The sequence below is a fragment of the Paenibacillus methanolicus genome, from assembly GCF_008124765.1.
GTDB classification, from domain to species: Bacteria; Bacillota; Bacilli; order Paenibacillales; family Paenibacillaceae; genus Paenibacillus_Z; species Paenibacillus_Z methanolicus.
Genome location: NZ_VNHS01000003.1, coordinates 703,674 through 730,306, shown reverse-complemented (window position 1 = coordinate 730,306; position 26,633 = coordinate 703,674). Strand labels below are relative to the sequence as shown.

At 54.7% G+C, this 26,633-nt stretch carries 13 protein-coding genes and 1 pseudogene; 11 read left to right on the top strand and 3 right to left on the bottom strand.

Features of this window, described 5'->3' with window-relative positions; all coding sequences use genetic code 11:
• Nucleotide 1 precedes the first annotated feature (1 nt).
• The 4 genes and pseudogenes from BCM02_RS11600 to BCM02_RS36470 all read left to right on the top strand — a co-directional run bounded on the left by BCM02_RS11600 (nt 2) and on the right by BCM02_RS36470 (nt 10,421).
• Nucleotides 2–7,141 (top strand): DUF4962 domain-containing protein, encoded by a 7,140-nt coding sequence (locus tag BCM02_RS11600; protein ID WP_187434159.1) that lies wholly within the window; start codon nt 2–4, stop codon nt 7,139–7,141.
• A 500-nt stretch (nt 7,142–7,641) separates the two neighbouring features.
• Nucleotides 7,642–8,307, top strand: a complete 666-nt coding sequence (locus tag BCM02_RS11595) for a TetR/AcrR family transcriptional regulator (protein WP_148929204.1) — start codon at nt 7,642–7,644, stop codon at nt 8,305–8,307.
• A 113-nt stretch (nt 8,308–8,420) separates the two neighbouring features.
• A complete protein-coding gene (locus BCM02_RS11590; RefSeq protein WP_148929203.1) occupies nt 8,421–9,122 on the top strand; it encodes a pentapeptide repeat-containing protein in 702 nt (233 codons plus the stop codon).
• 130 nt (nt 9,123–9,252) lie between these two features.
• Nucleotides 9,253–10,421: pseudogene (locus BCM02_RS36470) on the top strand (serine hydrolase domain-containing protein).
• Nucleotides 10,422–11,133: 712 nt separating this feature from the next.
• On the opposite strand, the gene BCM02_RS11580 reads toward BCM02_RS36470, so the two are convergent.
• The 3 genes from BCM02_RS11580 to BCM02_RS11570 all read right to left on the bottom strand — a co-directional run bounded on the left by BCM02_RS11580 (nt 11,134) and on the right by BCM02_RS11570 (nt 14,424).
• Nucleotides 11,134–11,982 carry an alpha/beta hydrolase gene (locus BCM02_RS11580; protein WP_246183334.1) on the bottom strand — a complete coding sequence of 283 codons (849 nt, stop codon included), beginning with the start codon at nt 11,980–11,982 and terminating at the stop codon, nt 11,134–11,136.
• Between the two features lie 81 nt (nt 11,983–12,063).
• On the bottom strand, nt 12,064–13,221 hold the full coding sequence (locus tag BCM02_RS11575) for an alpha/beta hydrolase-fold protein (protein WP_148929201.1): 1,158 nt from the start codon (nt 13,219–13,221) through the stop codon (nt 12,064–12,066).
• 174 nt (nt 13,222–13,395) lie between these two features.
• A complete protein-coding gene (locus tag BCM02_RS11570) occupies nt 13,396–14,424 on the bottom strand; it encodes a LacI family DNA-binding transcriptional regulator (RefSeq protein WP_148929200.1) in 1,029 nt (342 codons plus the stop codon).
• A 288-nt stretch (nt 14,425–14,712) separates the two neighbouring features.
• On the opposite strand from BCM02_RS11570, the gene BCM02_RS11565 reads away from it, so the two are divergent.
• From BCM02_RS11565 to BCM02_RS11535, 7 genes are all read left to right on the top strand, one after another.
• Nucleotides 14,713–16,410 carry an RICIN domain-containing protein gene (locus BCM02_RS11565; protein ID WP_148929275.1) on the top strand — a complete coding sequence of 566 codons (1,698 nt, stop codon included), beginning with the start codon at nt 14,713–14,715 and terminating at the stop codon, nt 16,408–16,410.
• A 211-nt stretch (nt 16,411–16,621) separates the two neighbouring features.
• Complete coding sequence (locus BCM02_RS11560; RefSeq protein ID WP_148929199.1) at nt 16,622–17,629, top strand: glycoside hydrolase family 43 protein; 1,008 nt, start codon at nt 16,622–16,624, stop codon at nt 17,627–17,629.
• Between the two features lie 697 nt (nt 17,630–18,326).
• On the top strand, nt 18,327–19,967 hold the full coding sequence (locus BCM02_RS11555) for an extracellular solute-binding protein (protein WP_246183333.1): 1,641 nt from the start codon (nt 18,327–18,329) through the stop codon (nt 19,965–19,967).
• A gap of 47 nt (nt 19,968–20,014) precedes the next feature.
• Nucleotides 20,015–21,763: a sensor histidine kinase gene (locus tag BCM02_RS11550; protein ID WP_246183332.1), complete on the top strand. Its 1,749-nt coding sequence runs from the start codon at nt 20,015–20,017 to the stop codon at nt 21,761–21,763.
• The gene (locus tag BCM02_RS11545) at nt 21,756–23,387 is read left to right on the top strand and encodes a response regulator transcription factor (RefSeq protein ID WP_148929197.1); all 1,632 of its coding nucleotides are present in this window, start codon (nt 21,756–21,758) and stop codon (nt 23,385–23,387) included. Before BCM02_RS11550 ends, BCM02_RS11545 begins: the two co-directional genes overlap by 8 nt.
• A gap of 180 nt (nt 23,388–23,567) precedes the next feature.
• A complete protein-coding gene (locus BCM02_RS11540; RefSeq protein WP_148929196.1) occupies nt 23,568–25,010 on the top strand; it encodes a glycoside hydrolase family 43 protein in 1,443 nt (480 codons plus the stop codon).
• A gap of 93 nt (nt 25,011–25,103) precedes the next feature.
• Nucleotides 25,104–26,066, top strand: a complete 963-nt coding sequence (locus tag BCM02_RS11535) for a hypothetical protein (protein WP_148929195.1) — start codon at nt 25,104–25,106, stop codon at nt 26,064–26,066.
• The last annotated feature ends 567 nt before the right edge of the window (nt 26,067–26,633 follow it).

Here is a 26,633-nt window from a genome sequence, read left to right as displayed (position 1 = left end):
CTTGTATTCAAATCGCCGGTTGGCGATGGTGATGGCGTTCATGTTGGTATTCAGCTGGTTTAGCGTGCTGCCATTACAACGTGCATCTGCAGCAGATGCAGATTGGCCTGCTTCGGTCTTGTCAGGGCTCAATATGCCGTTCGGGCCGACGGACTCCCTCACCACGACGCAGAACCCGCCTGACTTCAGATGGCCCTACATCAACGGGGCGGACAACTATCAGCTGCAGGTTAGCCGAAGCTCCACGATGGCGAGCGTCGCGTATGATCAACAGACGCAAGCCGTGAACTTCTACAATTTTAATGAAACGTTCGAGGCGGGCACCTGGTTTTGGCGTGTCCGTTATCACCAGCCGGATGGCGGCTGGTCGGCATGGAGCGATATTCGTAAATTCAGGATCGACGAGCAGAATGTCCCGTTCCTGGTTCCTCCTGTCGAAGAGTTGGTCGGCAACATCAGCCAGACACACCCCCGCATATGGACGAATTCAACGACGCTTGCTGAATTTCGGAACCTTCGCAACACGACCGGTCAAGCGGTGTTTCAGCGGATTAACCACTTGGTCAATACGGATGTGAACCTTTGCACACAGGATCCGACGAAGTGTGAGTTTGTCGAACCTACATTCCCGGTAACGCACACCCAAGAGGAATTCGTCGCCGCCGCATCGGCGCTGCGCAATTACACGGAGCCGCTGGCCAGCAAGATGCTGAATGCGTCGTTCATCTATTTGCTGACAGGCTCGCCGCAGGTCGGCCAATATGCGAAGGACCGGCTGCTCGATATCGCCAGCTGGGATCATGAAGGAGCGACGAGCTACGCGAACCAGGACCAGATTTACCGGCTCATCGCGCTCAATTCCGCGATCGCTTACGACTGGCTGTACGATATTCTCACCGAACAGGAGAAACAGACGGTCCTGGGCATGGTGAAGGAGCGTACGCAGACGATGGTGGATAAGCTCGTCGTGCAACACCCGATTCAGAAGAACCCGTATAACTCGCACGGCTGGACGGCGTTCGGCTTCATCGGGATCATCGCGACGGCATTGATCACGGACTTGGATGAAGCGGAGACGTGGTTTAAGCAAGTCGTTCCTGCGTATATCAATATCCTGCCTCCTTGGGGCGGCGAGAACGGAGGATGGTCGCAAGGCACTGGTTATTGGCAGTGGTCGTCAACGCTAAGCAAGCAGTTTACAGATGTCCTCCTGATTGCAAGCGGATTCAATTTGTACGATAAAGCTTTTTCCCGCAATGAAGGCCTTTATCCGCTGTACGCGTTCCCGAAAGGCAGTACGAAAGGGATATTCGGCCACGACAGCGAATATATCCCCGGCGCGCCAAGCGTGACGCTTCTTAACCGGCTTGCGCAAATGTACGGCGATCCCCGGCTGAAATGGGGGGCTGAAGCGATCGGGTCCGGCATGAATTCGGATCTCTACACGTATTTCTACGGGGATCAGAGCCTAGCTTCAAGACCGCCAGTGGACCTGCCGGACTCCAGATGGTTCCAGGATATCGGCCTCGTCACGATGCATTCCAATTTATACGATCCGGACCGGGTGTCGCTCTATTTCAAGTCGAGCCCATTCGGCACCTATAACCATAGCTTAGCGGATCAGAATGGCATCATCGTGAACGCCTTCGGTGAATCGCTTGCTGTCGAGAGCGGTTTCTATGACTACTACGATAGCCCACACGATAAGAATTTTGCGAAGCAGACGTTAGCGGCGAACGCGATTACGATCGATGGCAAGAAAGGCCAGCTGTACGACAATATCAATGCGGACGGCAAGATCATGAGCTTCGTCACGCACCCGGACTTTGACGCAGCAAGCGGCGATGCGGTCTCTGCCTACGGGGGTAAGCTGAACAAGGCGAACCGCAGCATTCTGTATGTCAGACCCGATATGTTTGTCGTGATCGATCAGCTGGAATCGGCGAACCCGGAAGGGTCGGAATTCGAATGGCGTCTGCATGCCGACGATGTGCTCGACATGGATGCCGATCAGGCCGGCGCGACGATCTGGAAGAGAGACGCGGGGCTGAAGGTTCGTTTCCAGGCGCCAGCTGGATTGCGGTCGACGCTTGAGGACAAATACTTGGACGCAAACGGCATTGAAAGGAAGCCGTATGAAAAGTCGGCTTTTGCGAATCGAAGCCAGCTGCACGCGGCTTTCATTACGCCGAAGACGCAAGCGACGACCTTCGTCTCCACCATGGAAGCCTTCAAGCGGGGGACGGATCCTCAGGACGTGTTGACGGAGAATCATGATGACTACACGAAGCTGACGTTTAGCGATGGAACCGTTGTATACGTTCGTTTGACTGCAGCGGGTGAAGTGGACACGGGCAGCCTGCAATTTGACGGGACAGCGGTGGCGATTAAAGGCAATTCCGCGGTGCTGCTCGAAGGAACCAAACTGACGAGGGATGGCAATGTGCTCATTCAGAGTTCCAGCCCGGCAACGGTGGCGTATGGCGGCGGAGATCTCTCCGTGTCAAGTTCATCGGATACGCAGGTTGAACTGTACGCGCCTGGAACATCTCATGTACGCCATACGGATGGATCGGATATCCCGCAGGGGGGATCGGTGTCAGAGGCAGTCGGCATGCGCGGCGTGCATTGGGACACAGCAGGCAGTAAGCTCGAACTCCACGTGGAGAAAGGCCAGCATGCGTTCAAGCTGAATGAGGTGACATTGCCGCAGCCGCTGGATCCTGTGTCGATTACAACCGAGATTGATGGTATCCAGAAACAGGTGACGCTGCAAGCGCACAGCGATAAGCAGGGGGTTGCTGTCGCTTGGGGTAAGCTTAACAACACAGCAGGCTTATATCGTGTAACGGAAGCGCCGGAAGGCTTTATTTTCGAGAAGCATGGCAGCCCGAAGGACGTCTATCTGGAGGCGAATGCCAGCATTATCATTCGCGGGCCTGTCGGCCCTGTTAAGCTGAGCAAAGTTGGCGGAAGCAATTCTACGCAGGCCGAGGTGTGGACGGACCCGGAAACGATGAGGAATACATTAGCCTTCAATTGGATCGAGGCCGAGACTGCGGTCGAAATGGACCCCGGGGTCAGCGTCTATTCAACAAGACCGTTCCTGTCCGGCGGGCAAGGTCTGGGCAACTGGACGCAAACGGGACAGAAGGTCCGATGGACCTTTAACGTGCCCAAAGCAGGTACCTACGATCTGGTGATGAAGTATGTCGCCTTCGGATTGAGTCCGGGGGAGGCTTCGGGCAGGAGTCTCATGGTCGGGAGCCAAGCAACGGCCTTCGAAGCTCCTCCGACCTTCGACTACGGGACGCAGCCGCAATATTGGCAAGGACTTCGCGTCAAGATCGGCCAGCAATTGGGGGCAGGACCTGTCGATATTACGATGTGGAACGACAAGGGAGGCATAAATCTAGACTGGATCGGCCTGATCGAGCGGAAAGCCGATGAGGTGCGTCCGACCACACCAGAGGATGTCCATATCGTTTCGCTGACGGACACATCGGCAACCATCGGCTGGAGCGCTTCGACAGATCAAGCAGCGGTGAAGGAATACATCGTGTATGTCGACGGCGTGAAGAACAAGACCGTTCCGAGCGAGGTGCAGACGGCAACCATAAGCGGTCTAGAGGCCGGCAAGAGCTATGCCATCACGGTCGAAGCGGTCGATACGAGCGACAATCGTTCCTTGGCAAGCGCGGTTCTCCAAGTGACGACGGAGGATGAGAATGCGCCTGTGTGGGAGGCGTCATCGGCGCTACTGCCTCAGCATCTATTCTCGGATACGGCTAGACTGACCTGGAGTCCCGCGACGGATAATTCGGGATCCGTGGCCTCGTATTCGGTTTATCGCAAGGACGGAGCGCAAGCCTCCTTCGTGAAGGTGGCAACGGTAAGCGGTACTGCGCAGGAGTATGATGCGACTGTTCTGCAGCCTGGCGGAACCTATACATTCCAAGTGCAGGCAACAGATGCGAAAGGCAATGAATCGGCGGATGGCCCGAGCAGAACGATCACGCTGCCCGCAGCTGGCGCAAGCGGCGAGTACTATGAGTCCTTCGACGACAAGGCGGAGGGGATCGTAACCAGCGGCAGCGGTTGGACGGTGAGCACGAATGCCCAAACTTCGGTGTCGGTCGTGCCAACCCCGGATTCCATCGGGAAGGCGCTGCAGCTGACAGACAACCACGACACGACAGATTACACCGAAAGTCCGATCGTTCTTCGAACGAATGCCGCGCTTAGCGGCAAGGTAACGTTCGAAACGAAATTCATGTTTAACAAAGTGAACAGTGACATCGGGAACTTCGAGATGTGGCTGCGCGGCTCCGGCAAGGATGTCGTGCGGTTGAACGGCTTCTCGGATGGTACGATCGGATTCTCGAAACCAGTCTCGGGGACGAATACGTCAGTCAAGATCCCGAATGCCAGCTTCCGGCTTCCGCGCGATCAGTGGATCAAACTCCGGATCGATCTGGATATGGAGGCGAAGTCCTACGATCTCACCATGCAGATGGACGCCTTCAAAACCGTGACCGGCGAAGTTGACGCCCCTGCCGTGCTTGATCGGGCAACAGGCACGTACACGGTAACCGGAATCCCGTTCTACAACAATAATACCTCCGTCTCGGAGATCAGTGCGTTCCGGTTCAGCACGTTCAACTATACGAGCAAATTCTTATTCGATTACGTCACGTTGCACAATGCTGCTCCGGTTGCGCCGACAGGACCGGTCTGGGGAGATGCGGCTGCGCTTCAGCCCGTTCATCTCTTCCCAAGCGCGGCAAGGCTGGCATGGGATCCGGCGACGGCTGCCACTGGCTCCGTAGCCTCGTATACGATCTATCGGCAGGACAGCGCGCAATCGTCCTTCGCGAAGGCGGCGGAAGTAGACGGCATTACGCATACCTATGACGCAACCGGCCTTGCGCCCGGAGGAACGTATACGTTCCGGGTTCAGGCGAAGGATGCACAGGGCACGGAAACGCTTGATGGTCCGAGCACGACAGTGACGCTGCCTGCCGCTGGCAGAAGCGGCGAATACTATGAATCGTTCGATAATTGGGCCGCCGGGAATGTGACGAATGGCAACGGCTGGGCGGTGAGCACGAACAGCGGGTCATCCGTGTCGGTCGTACCGTCGCCGGAAGGAACCGGCAACGTCCTGCAGCTGAACGATAATTATGCGTTATCGGATACCGATTCGACGGAAAGCCCTGTTGCGGCTAGGACGAATGCGGCGCTAAGCGGCAAGGTTTCGTTCGAGACGAGATTCATGTTCAATAAGGTATCCAGCGACATCCCTAATTTCGAGATCAAACTGCGCGGCGGCGGATCTGATCTTGTACGTTTCATCGCCTTCTCAGACGGTACATTCGGTTATTCGAAGATGAATGGAACGACGTCAACAGCAGTCAAAATCCCGAAAGCCGCCGGCATGGCGCTGCCGCGCGACCAGTGGATCAACCTTCGCATCGAGCTGGATACAGCCGCGAAGACGTATGATCTGATCATGCAGGCGGATGCCTTCAAGAGCTACACGGGCGCGGTAGATGCGCCAGGTATGTTGGATAAGGCAAGCGGCACATATCGCGTCAGTGGAATTCCGTTCTATACGAACACGGCGAGTGCTATCGATACCTTCCGCTTCGGATCGTACCGGTTTACGAGCAAGATATTGTTCGATTATATCGCGATTTACAAGAATACGCAGACGCCTGCCGCGGCTCCGGCAGACGCCGTCCTTACGGCGAACCAGACGGCGCCGACCAATACGGATGTCACGGTGGCGATTCAATATCCATCGGACGCGGCGATCAAGGAGTATAAGCTCGGCGCGAACGGCTCTTGGACGGCGTATACGGCGCCTATCGTCTTGACGGACAACACGACCGTCTATGCGAGAGGAACGTCTTCCGCAGGCGCGGTGTCCAATACGACGAGTTACACGGTGGGCAACATTGACCGTACTGCTCCAGTTACAACCCTTAGCGGATCACCTGCGCAGCCGGATGGCCCAAGCGGAACTTACGCAAGTCCGGTCACGATCACTTTGACGGCGAGCGACAGCTTATCCGGTGTAGCGAAGACGGAGATCAGCCAAGATAATGGGGTTACTTGGCAGAGCTATACGGCGCCAGTTACGTTCGGACAGAGCGGCACCTATACGCTGCTCTATAAGTCGACCGACCTGGCTGGCAACGTCGAGGCTCCGCGGCAGTTTGCTTTTACGCTGAATACGAATGTCGTCAAGGTACAGCTCAAGGACAGTCAAGGCCATCCGCTAAGCGGCGGCCAAGTCTCCTATTATGACGGAGGCTGGAAGGACTTCGGCATCACTGACGCTTCCGGTTCGGTAAGCAAGTCGCTGCCTCACAAGTCGTATACGTTCGCGATGACCTATGAAGGCGCAGCAAAGCAGATCGTGCAGGATACATCGGACAGCGCCGTCGTCAGCTTCCAGACGACGAACGTCAACGTGCAGTTGAAGGACAGTCAAGGCCATCCGATGGATCAAGGCGAGATCTCTTATTATGCGGGCGGCTGGCGAACGTTCGGAACGACGAGCGGCGGAGAGGCAAGCAAGGAGCTGCTGCCCGGCTCCTATACGTTCGCGATGACCTATGGGGGCGCGGTCAAGCAGATCGTGCAGGATATCACCGACAACGCCATTGTCAGCTTCCAGACGGTGAAGGTGAAGGTTCAGCTGAAAGACAGTCAAGGCAATCCGCTGGATCAAGGCGAGATCGCTTATTACGCCGGCGGCTGGCGAACGTTCGGAACGACGGGCGGGGGAGAGGCGGTCAAAGAGCTGCTGCCCGGTTCTTATACGTTCGCGATGACGTACGGAGGCGCGGTCATGCAGAAGGCGCAGGATATATCAGCTAACGCGAGCGCCATCGTCAGCTTCCAGACGGTGAAGGTGAAGGTTCAGCTGAAGGACAGTCAAGGCCACCCGCTGGACGGAGGCGAGGCTTCCTATTATGCGAGCGGCTGGCAGCCGATTGGCATGACAAGCGGCGGAGAGGCAAGCAAGGAGTTGTTGCCCGGCTCCTATACGTTCGCGATGACGTATGAGGGCGCGGTCAAGCAGATCGAGCAGAATATCGCTGCAAGTCCGGCGGTTTTGTTCCAGCAGTGAGTATATTGGCAAAAATGAATGGTCGATTTGTTTAACGAGTCAGCTTAAGGCTGGAGAAGCATAGGGGAGATTTCGGCATGAAATCTCCCTTCTTGCTAGAAGGAGAGCGTTCGATTGGCAGCATTGTTCTGGAGAAGCAGCTTGGCTGAAATCGAGTGCCGTCAGGCATATTCGGAGCATGCGGCCGGTTAACCGGGCATAAGGCAGGCAAGGCGATTACTGAATGTCGATATGCTGAACGTCAGCTTCATCTGTTATGTTCGTTTCGCGTGTGAGCGCTCGCCGTCGTCGCTTGTTTGTTGTCGGGTGACAAGAGCATATATGTTTAAAAGTCGCGGAAATGCGACTTTTTTTACCCCAACAAGGTTGATTCTCAATAATATGGTTATTCGTGAGGCGTCTTAGGTGCGATCTGCCCTGAACGGCTATCTGCTTACGCCCGAACACCCAAATCAATTATTTAATACATACCAACCGAACGTATGCAAGGGGAGAGACGAATGGCAAGTTATAAATATCCTGAAGAGACAATCAACCAAATCCTAACCGTAGCTCTTAACCTGTTCATTCAAAAAGGATACGAGCAGACATCCATTCAGGATATCATCAACGAGCTGGGCGGGCTGACAAAAGGTGCGATTTACTATCACTTCAAGTCGAAAGAGGAGATCTTGGAGGCCGTCACCAACCATTTGTTCAAAGGTGTTGACGAGATGCTGTCGGGTGTCCGGGACGACAAGGAGCTGAGCGGACTGGAAAAGCTTCGCAAAATTTCCCGCGTCTCTCTCGACAATCCCGCCCAAGACGAATTGGCATCGGTGGCACCGAACCTCTTGCGCAATCCGAAGATGCTGGCGGCACGGATCGAGAACATCATCCATAAAGCCGTACCCATCTACATCCAGCCCATTATCGAACAGGGTATGATAGACGGATCGATCCGAACCGAATACCCTAGGGAGCTTAGCGAGGTGCTGATGATTCTCGCCAACATATGGCTAAACCCGACGGTCATCCAAGCTTCGCCCGAGATGATGTTGCGCAAGTTAAGGTTTTTCGATGAAATATTGAAAGGCCTGGGGCTTGATCTGTTCGATGAACAAATGCTTCTACGACTCGAGGAATTGTTTCGTTTGTCAGCTAGAGAAGTCAGCAAAGAAACCTAAACTGCCGAAAAGGCAGCTTAATTTTAAGTCTATCCATACCGCCGGTTGGTATGAATGGGTGATCAAGGTTCAAACGTGTGTTAGAAAACCTATTATAAGGAGATGGGAATGCAATGAATCAGAAATTGACAATGACCACCCGCTCGTTGGAACCGCAAGTCGTGACCAACTTTAGCGGAAGCAGCCTGGCGAAGAGTGACTTAGCGGGCGTTACGGCCCATAAAGGACAGTTTAAGGGCAGCGCGCTCTACGGTTCCGACTTTTCGGGTGCGGATTTGACCGGCAGCACGTTTAAGAGAAGCGACGTACGCGAAGCCAACTTTGACGGCACGAATCTGACGGACTGCAATCTGTCTGCGCTTGACCTGACAAATGCAAGCTTCAATAAGACGATTCTTGTACGAACGAACTTCAGCAGCGCGAATCTTAACGGAGCCAAATTCACGGGCGTAAGGCTGACCGACGTCACGTTAACGACGACGGATCTTAAAAAAACGATATTTGAAGGCTGTTTGTTTGACATGGTTGACTTCAAGTACTCCGATCTGAGCGGGCAGCGTTTCGACGGACAGACGTTTATCGGCGTGAAGTTTGACAGAGCGGGATTAAGCAACGCTTCGTTCAAGGGCGCTACATTAAATAATGTTTCTTTCCACCCGGGGTTTACCTTTACTAAGAAGCACTATCGCATGATCAAAACGATCTGCTTTGACGGCGCGACGATGGATAAACTGACATTTGCTGCTCTCAAAGGCATGGATGCCAATTTGTCAAAAGTCACAGTCAAAAATCCAACAAGCAGCTCCAAGTGCTGAAAGGTGACATTTCGGAGTCGTCTATAGTGAAAGAACACAAGCGGATTCTTTGATAAAGGAAAACGCCAAGCGGGGAGAGAGTCTATTTAAAACAATAGGACTAATAAAAAAGTAAAGTGAGGGAAACGAAATGGAAAAGAAAACAACAGAAGATATTAGTTTGTCAGAAAATAGGAAAGAAAAAAGATCCGCTGCCGGGCAGGATCGCCCGGAGCTGCAGAAGGCCGTCCAGGAGATCGTCGATTCCGGTTTCCTCGGGGTGCAGCTGCGCGTGCACGATGAGCAGGGCGAGTGGGTCGGCAGCGCCGGGGTGAGCAGGCTGGGCGAGGCGGCGAAGCCGCCTACAAACGGGCACTTCCGGATAGGCAGCAACACCAAGACCTTCACCGCGACCGTGGTGCTGCAGTTGGTTGCCGAGGGCAGGATCGGGGTGGACGACCCGGTTGTTGACTACCTGCCCGCGTTCGGGCTGGACCGGCGGATCACGGTGCGGATGCTGCTGCAACACACCAGCGGGGTGTTCAACTACACCGGCGAGTACTACGAAGACGGGACGGTCGTGCCGGGGATCCCCTGGCAGGGCCAGGAGTAGGTAGACAACCGGTTCAAGACCTACCGGCCGGAGGAGCTGGTACGGCTGGCCTTGTCCAAGCCGGTGCGATTCGAGCCGGGAACGGACTGGAGCTATTCCAACACCAACTACGTGCTGGCCAGGCTGCTGATCGAGAAGGTCACCGGCAGCGCGCTCGCCGAGGAGATGCGCGGCTGATTCTGGGACCGCTTGGGCTGTCGGGTACCGTGGTACCAGACACCCAGCCGGAGATCCCCGGACCGCACGCTCACGCCTACTATCGGTACGAGGACGCCGGCGAGCAGAAGACGATCGACGTCACCCGCCAGAACCCCTCCTGGATCTCCACCGGCGGTGACATGATCTCGACCACCCAGGATCTCCACACGTTCATCTCCGCGCTATTGGGCGGCAAGCTCCTCCCGGCCCCGCTGCTGGCCGAGATGTGCAAGCCGCATCCCAAAATCCCCTATGGCTTGGGGGTGTTCGTGCAGGACGCCGGCCCGAACGGCGACGGTACCATCATCACTCACAACGGCGGCATTTCGGGCTACGCGGCACTGATGTACAGCACGCCCGACGGCAGCAAGACCCTGACCGCCTCCTTGAACTATGTGGACGACGTCGCAATGTCCCTGGCAGTGGCGTTCCAGAAGGCGACGCAGAGGCTTGTCGAAGAGGTGTTCGGCGGCGGGGCGGTTGACAAGGCCGAGCCGGCCAGTAAATAGAGCTGGGCACCGTGGCCCCGTACGCCTTGAGGCTGGACTCCTTCCGGTTGTGCATGGGGTAGAGCGCTCCCCGGGTTGACCAAGTTGAGTGAAATAACTGCTAATCCAGTGAATGACTCGGATCGGCAGTACGGATGTTCTACAATTTTACTTTTCTTAGCAGCATTTATTGTCCCGATAGTTGGTTTAATTGTGGAGGGGTCTTTGCATTAGTGATGAACCTAATAAACAAGATGTAGGAAAGGCTCTTCATTAATTGCCGCGTAAATCGCCGCATTTTATGTTATGGAATGAGGTTGGGATTTTGTGGATGTGATGTTGCTATCAAAAAGCTGGACCCGTCGCTCGAGGAAGTGTACAGCTTCGGTGTCGTACGGGAGGATGTGCGGGGAGAGCTGTTCGATGGCGCCACATGCGCCGTGTGCTATTGCAAGGTCGGCAGGGAATCGTACGAACGGATGAAGTCCAGAATCGAAGTGATTGAGCGTAATGAGCACCTAGTACAAATATAATCTTCTTGGCTTGTTCGGCATTCTGCTAGGAACTGAAGCCGAGCGAACCTTAAGAATCGAGTAGGCCAATGCCCAATCGCATAGGCCTACTCGATTTTGCCATGCAATTGACTTTGAGTTTTACAACGTCGTATTGCGTTTTGACTCCGCTCGAGTGTTTGAGAGCGAGTCCCAATATTTTTGAATTAAATCGAGCTCGACTACCTAAATATCCGCTGCGCAAACTGATACAGCCCGTTCTTCCAAACCGGCCAGTCGTGGCCGCCCGCTTCCTCCAGCCATAAATGAGGGACCTGCTTCTCCTTCAGGAAAGCCGTTGTCCGCTCGCTCACGAAGAGGAGATTGTCCGCGTCGCCGCATGAAATCCATAGTAGGTGGAGCGTCTTCGAGGCTTCATCCGCGTTAGGGAGCAGCTCGACGGGCTCAAGCGTGTTGGGAGCAGGGGAGAAGGCGCCGATCCAGGCGAACCGATCAAGATGGCGAAGACCGATATTCAGCGATTGGCCGCCTCCCATGGATAGTCCGGCAATCGCGCGGTTGTCGCGCTTCGTCAGGACGGGATAATTCGCTTCGATGTAAGGAATAAGATCGTTCAGCAAGTCGTCCTCGAATGTCGTGAATGCGGCAATCTTATCCTCGGCGAAGAGATCGCCTTCGGCACGGTCGTTCGCCATGGCTCGCCCGTTCGGGAAGACGACGATAACTTCGGCGAGATTCTTCTGCGCGTAGAGGTTGTCGAGAATGTGCTGAGGACTTCCGTTATTAAACCACTCCCGCTCATCGCCGCCAATGCCGTGAAGCAGGTACAGGACATTGTACGTTTTGTCTCTCGAGAAGCCGGGCGGCGTATAGACGAGAGCCTGACGCTTGGTTCCGACGGTCCCGGAATCGTAGGTAATCGCGTCGATCTTCCCCCGTGCAGTATCCGGTTGTTCTTGATCAAACCCGGTAGCCGGAGGCGCGATGCTCCCCGCGATTGCGGCTTCAACCGCGGCTTCCGACGAATGCGCGGCAGCCGGTTGTTGTTCTTCAGGCCATAATTGATTCACAAGGATCCCCCCAGCCGCAGCTACGCAGATGAATGCCGCGGCAATATAATAGATTCGCTTTTTCATGCCGATAGCCCCGTACTACGACCGAAAGACAAGCTGCAGGAACGCGCGCGCGCTTCGACGCCAGACGTGCCAGTCGTGACCGCCCGGACATGTGTACAAATGGCTGCGGATACCGATCTCAATCAGGCGCCGATGTTCGCGGACAATCGCCTCATACCAGTCTTCCTGCTCGCCCATGGCCAGGAAGAACAGCTTCACCTTGTCGTTGAAAGCTTCCGGGTGTTCGAACAACTCGCGATGATTGAACAGGCTGTCGGCTTTGTAATCCAGCATGCCGCTGAATAAACCGATCCAGGCGAAATCGTCGAGATGACGAAAGGTCGTCCGGAGGGTCTGGAAAGCCCCCATCGATAAGCCCGCCATCGCCCGGTGTTCGCGATCGGTCTTGACGCGGAAATGGCTCTCGATAAAAGGGATGCAATCTTCCATCAGGACGGCATCGAAATCGCCGGGGAGGAAGTTGCTCAATTCGCCATCTTGGAAAGCATAGCCGCTGTTCATGACGACGATCATCTCCTCGCATTGCCCGGAAGCGATCAGATTATCCAGGATGTAATTGATTTTGCCCTGCCAAATCCAGCCGGTCTCGTTCTCGCCGCCGCCATGCTGCAAATAAAGGACGGGATACGCGCGGTCGGTCTGCCGGTCATAGCCCGGCGGCGTATATACCCAGCAATTACGCGTCCGCCGCGTGACGGACGATTCATACAATTCCATTCGAATCGAACCGTGCGGCACGGGCTGAAGCAAGTAGAAATCGCTTTCATGATCAGGGACTTCGTAGAAGTTGATCGGTTGAAAACAGCCATAGCCATAAGGGGCGAGGGTACTTGTCGCCATCGCGCCGTTGACGAAATAGTGATGGTAATGGAACCCGGCCGGGATACCGGTTAACGTAACCGTCCAATAACCGTCCCCGCAAGGCGCGAGATCGTGCCGCGGACCGCCGAGATGCGCGACCTGAACCGATTGCGCATCCGGCGCAAAATAATGGAACACGACGTCGCCGTCCTCCGTAACCGACACCCCGGGCTTCTCCTCCACATACGGAACCTTGTTCAGCTCCGAATCCACCTGCGACCAATCCACCTTGCGGAGGATGGGATCAAAAAATAAAGCATGGGCATGAAGGGCTTGGTTCAGACGCAAATCGTTTCTCTCCAGCGTGGACATGAACGCGCCTCCTTTTAACTAAAACGTTTTAGCAAGATTAAGATAACGAATGGTTCCTGAATTTGTCAATAGAAAAAGCTGCTGTACGAAGTCGCGTACAGCAACTCTTATGGAGAAACACGCGCACGCCCGACGAAGCAAAGGAGAGTAATGGCCTTTTCACCGTATAGGAACCTACGGCAAGGGGGGACAGCTCTCGCGGAATACGAAAGGCGTCTCAAACCGCTCGGCATGCGGCGAATGAAGCTGGCCCTTCAGTATCCCCATCAGTAAGTCGACGCAAGCGCTCGCCATCGCTTCGACCGGCAGGATCAGCGAGGAGAGCGCGGGAAGAGTGAAACGCTCATGCTCGCTGTCTCCGTAAGTGACGATCTCCATCTCCTCCGGAATGCGGACGCCGGCCCGATGCAAGACCGGTAGCGCGCCAACGGCCATAATTCCATTGGGGAAGAACAAGGCGGTCGGAAGCTCGCTTGATTCGATGAGCGTGGAGGCAGCTTCTTGCCCGCCGAGCATGGACATCGGCACCTGGAAGTTGAACGCCTCCGGCAGTTCCAGGCCTAGCTCCCGGGCACGGTCCATAAATCCCGTTCTTCGGCTGGTTATCGAGACGGTCTGAGCGTCGGGGGCGATCATGCCGACGCGCTTATGGCCTTTGGCGGCGAACAACGCCGCCGTCTTACGGCCTGCTTCAACATCATCGACGTAGACCGAGCTGTAATTCGATAGCCGCCGATTAAAGACGACGATAGGCGATCGAATGCGGTTCTCCTCCAGAAACTGAATGTCGGAATCGGAAACCCCTGTCAAAATGACGCCGTTAAACAACTCGCCGGCGGTCAGCAAATTAGAAGCATGCAATTCGGATTGGCGGTAGGGCTGCACCATAACCTCGAATTCATGTTTGCCGAGCAGACTGTTCTGAATGCCGACGAAGAATCGGCCCAATAATTCGCTCGGAAAATCGGACGCCCAAAAAACCGCTATCGTCGGCACCCGATCCTGGCCGGATTTACGCAAGCGCCGGGCCGAAACATTCGGGCGGTAATCCAGCTCCCGCGCGGCTTGCAAAATTTTCTCTTCCGTTGCGGGCGAGATGCGAAGCTCTTTGGCCCTTCCGTTCAACACGAGCGATACGGTTCCGGCGGACACGCCGGCCAATTCCGCGATTTCCTTCAGACCTGCCATGAGAACCACAACCATTCTATGTAAACTCGTTCGAGCACTTTTGGGCGCCAAATCACTACTTGCTAGTATACCATTGCCACGCGGAAGAGACACGAAGCCGGCTAGCTCGATGAGCTGCTTGACTTACAAATCGTTCATGCTTAACGAGTTCATCGAACGACTAAACTTAAACCGGTCATGGATGCATAGTTCGACAGGTTGTCGACCCATCGCCCCTGCTATAAAATCTCAACTGTAAGCGCATTCAACATAGTGTTGTTTGCGTTTGCTATTCTAGATAATCGCGAAGGAGATGGTGGATTGATGAAGAGGTTTGGCATGGCGATCAAGCTGTTGCTGCTCATGGTGATGGTGGCATCGCCGCTGCTTGGCGCGGGTCCGGCCGAAGCGTGGACGGGCATGCCGATGTCCAAGCTGCACGTGAGCGGCAATCAGCTGGTGAACGGCAGCGGGCAGCCCGTGCTGCTGAGCGGTTGGCACCAGCCGACAGGGGCGTATTGGACGTATCAGAACAGCAGTTATTATTTGAACCAGCACGGCGGAAATCGGCATGCCGCGATTTTGGCATACTTGAAGGATATCACGGACACGTTCACGACCACGTCGGCGAAGTACGGCAACAACCACGGCTGGTATATGAACCAGGTTCGCCTGTTCATCGACCGGGAAGACATGGGCGATGTCGCGGCGGGAACGTATAATTTCGCGGGCTTGCAGGCCGTGACGCAGAACGTGATCATCCCGTATATCGCCTATGCCAAGACGAAAGGGCTGTACGTGACGCTTGGCCTTGATTTCACCCTGCAGAACAATCAGGCGACCACGCCAGCCAATTTGGACAAATTCAATCAGATTTGGGGCTATCTCGCCTCGCAGCCTGCCATCAAGAGCGCGGATAACGTCATGTTCGAGCTCGTCAACGAGCCGGTGTTGTCGTATGCGAACGGAGGGTGGGGCGGCAATCCGATCGAGTCCGATTTCGTCGCCCATTGGAACGCGCTGCGGGATTTCCAGAATTCCATGATCGCCACCATTCGGAGCAAGGGCGCGGACAATGTGATCTGGGCCGCGGGACTCGGCTGGGATCAATATTATCAGCTGTGCGCGACCAACCCGCTGACGGATCCGCTGAACAATGTCGGCTATTCGGTCCATTGGTATCCAGGCTACGGCGCGAATGACAATTATTCGGTGCTTCAGCAGCAGTGGGACGCGAATATTAAACCATGCGCCGACAATTATCCGATCAACATTACGGAGACGACTTGGTTTAAATGGAAGTCGGGGGATTCCGAGTATTGGAAACTGTTCGACGGAACCAATGCGGGCTTCGGCAAAAACACCAAGGCGATCTTCACGGCCGCGGGCAATGTCAGCATTGCCGTCCATATGAACGGATTCCTGCTCAATCCCGGCACGAGAAGCTCGTTCGCCGATCCGACGGCCGGCCTCATGTATGACGGCGATGCGACGAGAGACGGCATGGCCCGGTTCATCTTCGAGTGGTACTATGAGCGGGCGCAGTTCAACCCTTGGAACGGAGTTTGGAACGGGATCACGTCCGGAGCGACCTACAAACTGATTAACCGCGCGTCGGGCAAAGCCATCGACGTGCCTAGCGGACAGAACACCAACGGCTTGCAGCTGCAGCAGTGGACGGACAACAACGCAACCGCGCAGCGGTGGGTCGCGGATGATCTGGGGACTTATAACAATGTGTACCGGCTGCGGAGCGTCAGTTCCTCGGACAACAAAGTGATGGATGTGCGCAACGGGACGAAAAACAACGGCGAAGCGATTCAGCTTTGGTCCGATCTGAGCAATGCGGCGCAGAAATTCAGGCTGATCAAGCTGAGCAACGGGTATTGGAGCATCCTTAACGTGAACAGCAATAGAGCGGTTGAGGTCGCCGGATCCTCTACGGCGGACGGAGCGAAGCTCCAGCAGAATCTGTATCGCGGCGATTTCAACCAGCAGTGGCAATTAGTTAAGATTGAGTAGTAAGGTGCTAGAATACCCCGTTCCGGCTTGCCGGAGCGGGGTATTCGTATGCGGTGAAGAAGCGAAAAGATCTAAAATTTATAGGGTAAACATCTAAAGGTTGTGGGATTGTCTCATCGGTTCGCAAGCGCTACACTTTATCGAGAAGATTATCGCTATCACTCGGCGGAGGAGCGCGATAAGACCTCTAGCCTATAGGAGGCAATAGACAATGAATAACAGACCGAAACCAAATGAGCCGCTCGTGACGCATATTTTCACGGCTGACCCTTCCGCGCACGTCTTCGAGGGCAAGATCTATATCTACCCGTCGCACGATCTGGACCACGATGGCCCGGACAATGACAATGGTGACCAGTACGCGATGGAGGATTATCATATTCTGTCCATGGATGATTTCGATTCTCCCGTCGTCGACCATGGAGAAGCGCTGCATCTACGGGATATTCCGTGGGCTTCCAAGCAGTTGTGGGCGCCGGATGCCGCCTTCAAGAACAATACGTACTACCTGTTCTTCCCCGCGCGAGACCAAGATGGCATCTTCCGGATTGGCGTAGCTACGAGCGCATCGCCGAGCGGACCTTTCTCGCCGGAGCCTCATTACATCGAAGGAAGCTTCAGCATTGATCCGGCCGTATTCGTCGATGAAGACGATCAAGCTTATATGTATTTCGGCGGGCTGTGGGGAGGTCAACTGGAGAAGTGGCAGACCGGAAGCTTCGTGGCGGATGCGGCCGGTCCTGATCCCGGCGCGCCTGCGCTCGGCCCGCGCGTCGCGCGATTAAGCGAGGATATGCGCCGTTTTCAGGAAGAGCCGCTGGAGATTGCGATCATGGACGAGGATGGTCAACCGATCTTGGCCGGCGACGAGGATCGTCGTTATTTCGAGGGTCCATGGGTGCACAAATACAACGGGTGGTACTATTTATCCTACTCGACGGGGACAACGCATAAGCTCGTCTATGCGGTAAGCCGCGATCCCCTAGGGCCCTACACGTTTAAAGGCACCATCCTGACGCCCGTCATTGGCTGGACAACGCATCACTCCATCGTGGAGTTTGGTGGCAAGTGGTATCTCTTCTACCACGACTGTTCGCTCTCGGATGGCGTCAACCATAAACGGTGCGTGAAATTCGCGGAACTTCGCTATAACGAAGACGGTACGATTCAAACCATCGACCCTTATGCATCGTCGATCGAACCGGTCAAGCAAATATAATCGAATCGAACACAATCGGAAGGCTGCCGAACATGGCTGCCTTTCTTTTGTTGTTAAGGAAATTAGGATGTATTAGACTTGCTCATAAAGTAAAGCGTGTCCGCAAAAGCGGATGAAAGCGAAGGTCAGCACTCATGTAGCAAGAATGAATCAAACGAACAGAATACCGCTTCCAGGCTATGCGAATCAAACGAAGCTCGAAAAGAAGCTTTGTCCGACTGGACAAGAGCGGGTTAATTACGAAGGACACATCGGAGACGACCGCGTACCGAGTCACGCTAATTAGCAGCGTCCAAAGGTGACGTGGCCAAAGTTGACAGGCTTATGTCTTAAGACTGACATCAAAACCTACTGAAGCTTTGTCCGACAGGACAAAAGCGTGCCCCGCTCAAGCCCACCCGCCGACCGCGAACAATGGTGGCTGAACGAAGAAGGGAGTCCAGAGGGCGAAGCCCTTTGGTTCCCCTCAGCGGAGGGGGAAGGGGGAGGGAGGAGCATTGCAGCGGAGGGGGAAGGGGGAGGGCGTTCACGCAGCCCAAGAAGGAGATTCGGAATACGAATCGTATTTTAAGTAAAGAACGGGTAACGAAACAAAGAGATGCTTATTGTGCAGCAAGGCCGCAGCTTCCATAATGTAAGCATATCGCCTGCGGATATCATTCACTGAAATGGGGTTAACCTGTTGCGGTATCCTGTCATGAAGAAGGTCAAGCTCATGCTTGCCGCCTGTTTGTCCGTGCAGCTGCTGGTTGCATGCGATCATAACCATACGGAGGAAGAAGAGCAAGAGACCGCATATCCGGACACGGGGCTTAGCAAGTATGATCCGCCGATCGAGCTGACGTTCGTCAGAGAGGGCGAAGACGAGTTAATGAAAGCGCTGCCGGGCGAGACGGTCGCGGACAATAGATGGACGCGGCTTTATGAAGAGGCGCTCGGCATCAAGATCAAATATGATTGGGTCGAACAAGGCGATCTGTACAGGCAGAAACTGGGCGTCGCGTTAGCCTCGGGGAATATCCCGGATGTCGTCAAAGTCAATGCGGAGCAGCTGCGAACGCTCACCAACCAGGGCATGATTCAAGAGTTGACCGACGTGTTCGATACCTACGCTACGCCGCTGACCAAGAAGGTGCTAAGCGAGGAAGGAACGGGACCGTTCGATTCGGCGACGATCGACGGCAAACTGATGGCCATCCCGGACACGAGCTCTTCGATCGAGGGGGCGATGTTTCTATGGATACGCACCGATTGGTTGAATCGGCTCGGCTTGCAACCGCCCAGTACAATGGATGACGTATTGATGATTTCGAAAGCGTTTACAGAAAATGACCCGGATCAAAACGGCGTGGACGATACATACGGCCTCGCGCTTACGCAATATTTGTGGGATCCCGTAATGGGCATCGGCGGATTTATGGCCGGCTATGGCGCATCGCCTACGATGTGGATCAAAGATGCATCCGGCAAACTGGTCTACGGCGGCATTCAGCCCGAGGCGAAGTCGGCGCTGAAGGCGCTGCAAGAGATGTACCGGAGCGGTCAAATCGATGCCGATTTCGGCTTCAAGGATGGCGAGCAGGAAGGGAAATTAATTGCATCCGGCAAGCTCGGGATGTTCTATGGCGTGCAGTGGGGTTCGTTCGTCGCGCAATCCAGCCGCAAGGACGGCGCAATCGCGGCCGAGTGGCAGGCGTTCCCCATCGTCTCGGTTTCCGGCGAGAAGCCGAAGGTCCCGCTGCCGTTCAGCACTTATCAGTATTTGGCGGTCAAAAAAAGCTACGAGCATCCGGAAGCGCTCGTGAAGCTCATGAATTTGCATCTGGAGAAGAACTGGGGCGAAACGGCCGAATACGAAACGTACTACAGCACGCCGCAGCCGGTCTGGAAGTTGTCGCCCGTCACGCCGTATCCGCTCATGAAGAATTTGGAGGCTTTCCGCCAAGTAGAGGTAGCGCGCCGGACGGGAGATACCTCCCTATTAAAGGATGAAGCGAAAGCGATCCACAAAAACATCGAAGTCTATAAAGCCGGGGGCGCGGATCGCGAAACCGGCTGGGGCTGGGAACGGACCTATGGCCCGGAAGGCGCCTTCTCGGTGCTTGAACAATATATCGAGCATGACCAGCTGTCGTATGAAAGTTTCACCGGCCCGCCGACGGCAACGGTGATCGAGAAAGAAACGGTGCTTCGCAACCTACAAATCGAAGCGTTCCGAAATATCATCCTTGGCCGACCCATCGAAGAGTTCGACCGGTTTGCGGCAGAATGGCGCAAGCTGGGGGGCGATCAAATGACGGCGGAAGTCAATCAGGCGATGGTAAGCCGCAAACCTTGAATCATCAGAATCTCATCCAGGCATCAAGCAGCAACGGAGGCGTTTACTTGCTCAGATTCCCCGTTAATTCGTTTCGCAATACGATTTTCATCCGGTTAGTTCTAACCTACTTAATTGTCATCCTGCCGATCATCCTATTAGGCGTGTACTTGTATAACTGGAGCTACAAGAATGCAAGCCAGGAGATATCGCGGGCGACGCTGATGCAGCTGAATTACTATTTGGAGGACGTCAACCGCGAGATGGAATGGCTGGAGATCCAGCAGTATGATCTGCTTCAGGACAATGACCTGAACAAGCTCGCCATTACGTGGGAGATGATGGACAGCATCGAAAGAACGACGGGCATGAATTACTTGAAGCACCGGCTGACCTCCATCAAGAATAGCAGCCCTTATATCAAGGATGTGTTCATTCATCTACAGACCATTCGGAAGACCGTCTCGGCTGCCCATGACGTGAACGATTTCGACGAGGAGAGCTTCAGATATCTGAAAAGCGCGCTGGACAAGAAAGAAAGCCGGCTGCTGGTCTGGAATAACGCGCTTCATCTCAGCGCGGCGAAAGACAGCGGTAAGCGCGATAAGGATCCAATCTTCATCGTGCAGATCGAGCTGGACCCGGAGAAGCTGAAGGAATCGCTCGCGCAGCTCAACATGTATCCGGAAAGCGGATCGTTCCTCATTGTCGACAATGCAGGCTATACGCTCGCAAGCGATCGGCAGGCAGACGCGCTGATGCGGCAATATTTGAAGGCGGTCGAGCACGGCAAGGCCAGTACTTTATTGCTGGATCTGGAGGACGGCGTCTATCACTTTAACCGAGCCTACTCCGATAAATTAGGCGTATCCATCGTGACCTTCCTACCGGAGGAAACCGTCGGCAGACCGCTCAGCAAATTCGAGACGTGGGCCTGGTTGTTCGCCATTATGTCTTTCGTGGCGATCGTCATTTATGCATATTCGACATATCGTTTCGTACATAAACCGCTGCTGGTTCTCGTTCAAAGCTTCAGACGAATGGAAGGAGGTGCATTGGATATTCCGATCGAGCATGAACAGAAAGATGAATTCGGCTACTTGTATCATCGCTTCAACCACATGCTGAAGAAATTGCAGGCGCTGATCGATCAGGATTTCAAGCAGAAGCTGATGATGCAGAAGGCGGAGCTCAAGCAACTGCAGTCGCAAATCAATCCGCACTTCCTATACAATAGCTTCTTCATTCTCAATTCCTTGGCCAGAACCGGAGATACGGACCGGATCGAGCTGTTCACGAATATGCTTGGCGAATACTTCCGGTTCATCACGCGCAATAGCGAGGATAATGTCCTGTTGTCCGAGGAAGTCAAGCATTCCCGGATGTATACCGATATTCAGACGCTGCGGTTCTCCAGGCGGATCAAGGTCCGATTCGACGAGCTGCCGGCCGAAATGGCGAACATCCGGGTGCCCCGTCTCATCATTCAGCCGATTATCGAGAATGCCTATGAGCACAGCCTGGAGAAAATGGATGGCGAAGGCCAACTTCGCGTCACCTTCGAGCTGGATGAAGCGGAGGCGCGCATCATCGTGGAGAATAACGGAGTCGCCCTCGACGACGACCGGATCGATGCGTTAAGCAAGCGGCTGTCCAGCACGCCGGAATCGTTCGAGATGACGGGCATGATCAACATTCACAGGCGAATCGCGTTAACCTATGGCGAAGAGAGCGGTTTGTTTCTATCCAGAAGCGACCTTAAGGGGTTAAAGGTCGTCATTCGAATCAAGGCGAAGGAGGAGGATTGGATTGCTTAGGCTGCTCATCGTCGATGATGAAGATATCATTACGGATGGACTATTCGAGGTGTTCCACAAGTTGATGCCGGACAAACTGGACGTCTGCAAAGCTTATTCCGGCAAAGAAGCGCTCCAGTGGCTGCAGCGGACCCGGATCGATATCGTGCTGACGGATATTAGCATGCCGGGCATGAGCGGCCTTGAGCTGTCCGAAGAAATCCGGATGTACTGGCCACGGTGCAAGATCGTCTTCCTGACCGGCTACAGCGAATTCGATTACGCGTATCAAGCGATTCAAATGCAGAATGCCCGGTATTTGCTCAAGACGGAAGGCTATGGCAAAGTCACGGAGGTCGTGCAGGACGTCATCCGGGAGATTCACCACGGCACGCAGATGAGCGCGTTAGTCGAGCAGTCGTTGGAGCAGCGGTACGCGCTGGAATTCGCGGCGCAAGGCGACTATATCCGCCATCTGCTTCAGGAGAGCCATGTGCTTTGCCAAGACCGCGATGTCCTCGTGGACGAATTTCGCAAGCTGAACATGCCGTTGGAGCCGACGCTTCCGGTCGCGATGGTCAGCGCTCAGCTGGCCTACCCGGAAGGGACGACCTATTCCGAACGCAGCGAGATGGTGAGCCAGGCGAGAATGATCTGGAATTCGTATTTCTCGGGGCAGACCCGTCATATCGGCATCGTCGACAAGCATGGGGATTTGTTGTGGCTGCTGCAGCCTTCCGAGGAAGCGGAAGAGAAGTTCTACGGCCACCTGATCCGATATCTGCAAGGAACGCTGGAGCTTATATCCGAGACGTGCTTAGAATCGTTGAATCTGACGATCACCTTCATCATCGGCAGCTCGTCCTGCGAATGGGCTTCGATCACCAAGCAGGCCGAGCGCCTTCGCCAGCTGCAGCAGATGAAGCTGGCCGACGGACTGCCTCTGATTACGACCGATCGGATCGAGCGGGAGGTGCCTTCCGAACAGAAGGATACCGGCCGGATTGCCCAGAAGGCGGAGGTGCTGGCGGCGCACCTGGAAGCCGGCAAGCGAGAGCGATTTTACGAAACGCTGGCGGACATGACAGGCTGCATGCTCCATCCCTGCGCGAATGTGCAGCGAACGGTAGAAGCCTATTATTCCATTGCGCTCGTGCTGCTGTCCGCGATCAACCGCTCCGGGCTGCAAGAGCAGTTTGGGGATTACGGCAAGCTGATGCGTCTGGATGAGCACCCGTCTTTAAAGGAAGGGATTCATTATTTGAATCAGATTGCGGATCGCCTGTTCAGCTTCAAGCAACAGGACGAAGCCGAAAAAGCGACCTCGGTGATCGACCGGATCTGCCAATACATCGAAGCGCATTTGAGCGAGGATTTGTCCCTGGTTCGGCTGGCCGAAATCAATTACTTCAATCCGTCCTACCTATCCCGTTTCTTTAAACAGGAGAAGGGGATCAATTTATCGGAATATATCGATCAGTGTCGGCTTCGCCAAGCCAAGGAGCTGCTCAAGGCAAGCGAGCTGAAGGTTCGCGAGGTGTCCGTCTACGTGGGCTATGAAGCCGCGCATTCCTTCACGCGGTTCTTCAAGAAGGCGACCGGGATGACGCCGCAGGAATACCGGGATTCGTACCATGCGGGTTAGAAAGCGGAAGGGGACGACAGGTCAGAACCATACCAATGCCGACTGTCGTCTTCGCGGCCTACCCGGCTAATAAGACGGAGCGTTGCCCGGTCTTAAGGAAGAGCAAGAGGAAGCGGGTCTTCCTATTCTCTAAACCAAGTTTTCTCATGTTAATAGACATATATAAGGAGGAGTTTATTCATGAATCAAGCCAATCCGACCCCCTTCACCGCAGCGGTGGGCAAAATTCCGCACGCCGGCAACCCGCTCGTGTCCCACAAATTCGGTGCAGACCCTTATGCATTGGTCTTCGATGGACGCGTCTATCTGTATATGACGAACGATGTGCTGGAATATGATGCCGATGGCAACGTGAAGGACAATACCTATGGCAATATCAACAAAATCGGGGTCATCTCCTCCGACGATCTGGTGAACTGGACCGATCATGGCAACATCGTTGCGGCCGGACCGGAAGGGGCGGCGAAGTGGGCGACGCAATCGTGGGCGCCGGCGGCGGCACACAAGGTGATTGAAGGCAAGGATAGATTCTTCCTGTACTTCGCCAACAATGCGAGCGGCATCGGCGTGCTGACGAGCGACAGCCCGATCGGCCCATGGGTCGACCCGCTCGGCGAAGCGTTAATCTTGAGATCGACGCCGGGCGTCGAAGCGGTAACGTGGCTGTTTGATCCTGCCGTTCTGGTGGATGACGATGGGAGCGCCTATATTTACTTTGGCGGCGGGGTCCCCGAAGGAAAGGACGAGCGGCCCGATACGGCTCGCGTCATGCGGCTCGGCGACGATATGATCAGCGTGGTCGGCGAGGCCGTAACGATCCCGGCTCCTTATATGTTCGAGGATGCGGGCATCAATAAAGTCGGAGGGACTTATTACTATACATACTGCTCGAACTTCTTCAAAGGCGAGCGCGCGGAAGGCAGTCCGCCGGCAGGGGAAATCGCGTACATGACGAGCGATAATCCGATGGGCCCTTGGACGTACCACGGCTCGATCCTCAAAAATCCGGAGCGCTTCTTCGGCGTCGGCGGCAACAATCACCATGCCGTCTTCTCGTTCGGCGACGCTTGGTATATCGCCTACCATGCCCAGACGTTATCGAAAGCGCTCGGCGTATCGAACGGCTATCGTTCCACGCATCTGAATCAGGTCGTTTTCCACGACGGCGCGATCCTGGAGATTCAAGCGGATTATGAGGGCGTCCGGCAGACGAAGGATTTCGATCCGTACGTCCGCGCAGCGGCGGCAACGATGGCCTGGAGCGCGGGCGTGACGACGGAATCGATTGTTCGCGCCGGAGACCCGTCGAATTCCGTGCAGGCCGTGGCCGATATTGATAACGGGGACTGGATCGCGTTGTCCCGCGTGAATTTCGGCGCGGCGGGCGCCTCCTCGTTCCAAGCATCCTTCCTAAGCGAAGCGGGAGGCTCGATCGAGCTTCGTCTGGATCAAGCGGACGGGGAGCTGATCGGCACGCTGGACGTACCGGCCGCAAGCGATGCGGCGTGGATGGAAGAGGACACCAAAGTAACGGGCGCCCAAGGCGTACGCGATTTGTACCTGGTGTTCAAAGGGGAGCCGGGCGCGAAGCTGTTTAAGCTGGGGCATTGGCAGTTTGGCTAGTAAGGACGAACAGTAAAGAACTTGACATCTTGTAAAGGCTGCCGGCATGATCGGCGGCCTTTTGTTTCCGTACGGATAAAGGAGGTGCCGCGCATGCATGCAGAATTCCTGTTTAACGAATTCATGACTGCCACGGAGACTGAACCTTCGGCTTTACATGAAGTGCTGTTAAAAGCGGCTTGTAAGCAGATCCATAAGGAGCTTGAGGAGACCAACTATACGATCGAATGTGTCCGGTTAGCACATCGGATATTCGGATATTTGGGGGACGAGGGTTTGCATAAGCGTTTGGCTTTAATGCGCGCCTTCTTGAATATCAACGCGTCGAAGCGGATGGAAGATCAATTCTGGGCGAACTGGGAGCTTGTCGACAATCTCGCGCTATTAATACAGTACAAGGCAATGATAGATGAACAGAAGCGGTTTCTAAAGTGGGCAAAGAAACACATGCCGCCAGACGATTGGCTGAAGGTCATGCATGATAGCACGCAAGCGATTGGTTGGGTACAAGAAGGGCAGGCAGACGCGTGGTTTACCATTTATGTCGAGCTTATTCAATGCGTTGAGCCAACCGCTGCAAATCGTCATTCTCGCATCTTGTATGTTGAAACGGCAACAGGCCTTCTCATTTTCCATGCAAACAAGCACTCGGAGGCGTATGTAGAGATCGAACGATTCAGCTGCATCATACACGAAGATCTATTATGGGCGGAGTATACGAATTTTCTCGTTCGTTTGATGTCTTATCGGTTGGCGCTATCCAGCGCATTAGGCGACTGGTTGACTTATGAAAAGACGGTGAATGAAGCGATGATGGTTATCATCCGTGAGATCAACAAGTATAACAACACAAACGATTCAGCAGCTTTGGAGAAAGTCTGCGATATGGCACATGATACCGGCGCTTGTCTGATATGGGAGAAGCGTTATAGGCAGGCAATGCCGTTGTTTGAATATGCGCTTCATAACCAAGGCACCGGGATCACGCATTATTATTATGCGATCTGTGTATGGGGTCGAGCAGCGGGACAGGATCGCCGCGCTGCATCATCTTAGGTTAGCCGAAACGAAGGTGAAAGGAAACGGGGGCCTGCGCTTAAGATATAAGCACATGTTCCTCGAGCAGGAAGAGTTCAGCGAACTGTGGGAGGACTATGAGTTTTTGTCTGCTTTTCTGGGATGACGATCTGTCGATTATCTCATTTCCGTTTGTCGCAGACCCGGATCGCCCAGTCTCTGAATCTCGGCGAAGAGTAATCGGGAACCTTCATGCTCAACAGGCGGTATGGCTAATGCAACCAGCTGTCGAGAGGTTGAACACACCTCCATACCTTCAGCAAAAATGGAGATTCATTACCGGATATCTCGCTGTTGGCGAAGCTCGCCGACTTCCTCGGCTGTACCACGGATTATTTGCTTGGCAGAGGCGGCGAACTGCAGCACGTTCTGCCGCAAATCAGGGCAGAGCTGGGAAAGCTGACGGAAGAAGTTCGTAGATCGCGTACGCGGCGGGTATAAGCTGAACCATAAAGGCGATATGGCATTGAGGCTTCTCATCATCCTGCATCGGGCGATCAGTAAGCCGGGTTCATTTTCGTTTACCTTTGCGCAAGATTAACTCCG

Bases quoted from the DNA above. Each gene is read 5' to 3' on its own strand.
- BCM02_RS11595 (WP_148929204.1), top strand. From the start codon at position 7,642: ATGGCAAGTTATAAATATCCTGAAGAGACAATCAACCAAATCCTAACC.
- BCM02_RS11590 (WP_148929203.1), top strand. From the start codon at position 8,421: ATGAATCAGAAATTGACAATGACCACCCGCTCGTTGGAACCGCAAGTC.
- BCM02_RS11575 (WP_148929201.1), bottom strand. From the start codon at position 13,221: ATGTCCACGCTGGAGAGAAACGATTTGCGTCTGAACCAAGCCCTTCAT.
- BCM02_RS11570 (WP_148929200.1), bottom strand. From the start codon at position 14,424: ATGGTTGTGGTTCTCATGGCAGGTCTGAAGGAAATCGCGGAATTGGCC.
- BCM02_RS11565 (WP_148929275.1), top strand. From the start codon at position 14,713: ATGAAGAGGTTTGGCATGGCGATCAAGCTGTTGCTGCTCATGGTGATG.
- BCM02_RS11560 (WP_148929199.1), top strand. From the start codon at position 16,622: ATGAATAACAGACCGAAACCAAATGAGCCGCTCGTGACGCATATTTTC.
- BCM02_RS11555 (WP_246183333.1), top strand. From the start codon at position 18,327: ATGAAGAAGGTCAAGCTCATGCTTGCCGCCTGTTTGTCCGTGCAGCTG.
- BCM02_RS11540 (WP_148929196.1), top strand. From the start codon at position 23,568: ATGAATCAAGCCAATCCGACCCCCTTCACCGCAGCGGTGGGCAAAATT.
- BCM02_RS11535 (WP_148929195.1), top strand. From the start codon at position 25,104: ATGCATGCAGAATTCCTGTTTAACGAATTCATGACTGCCACGGAGACT.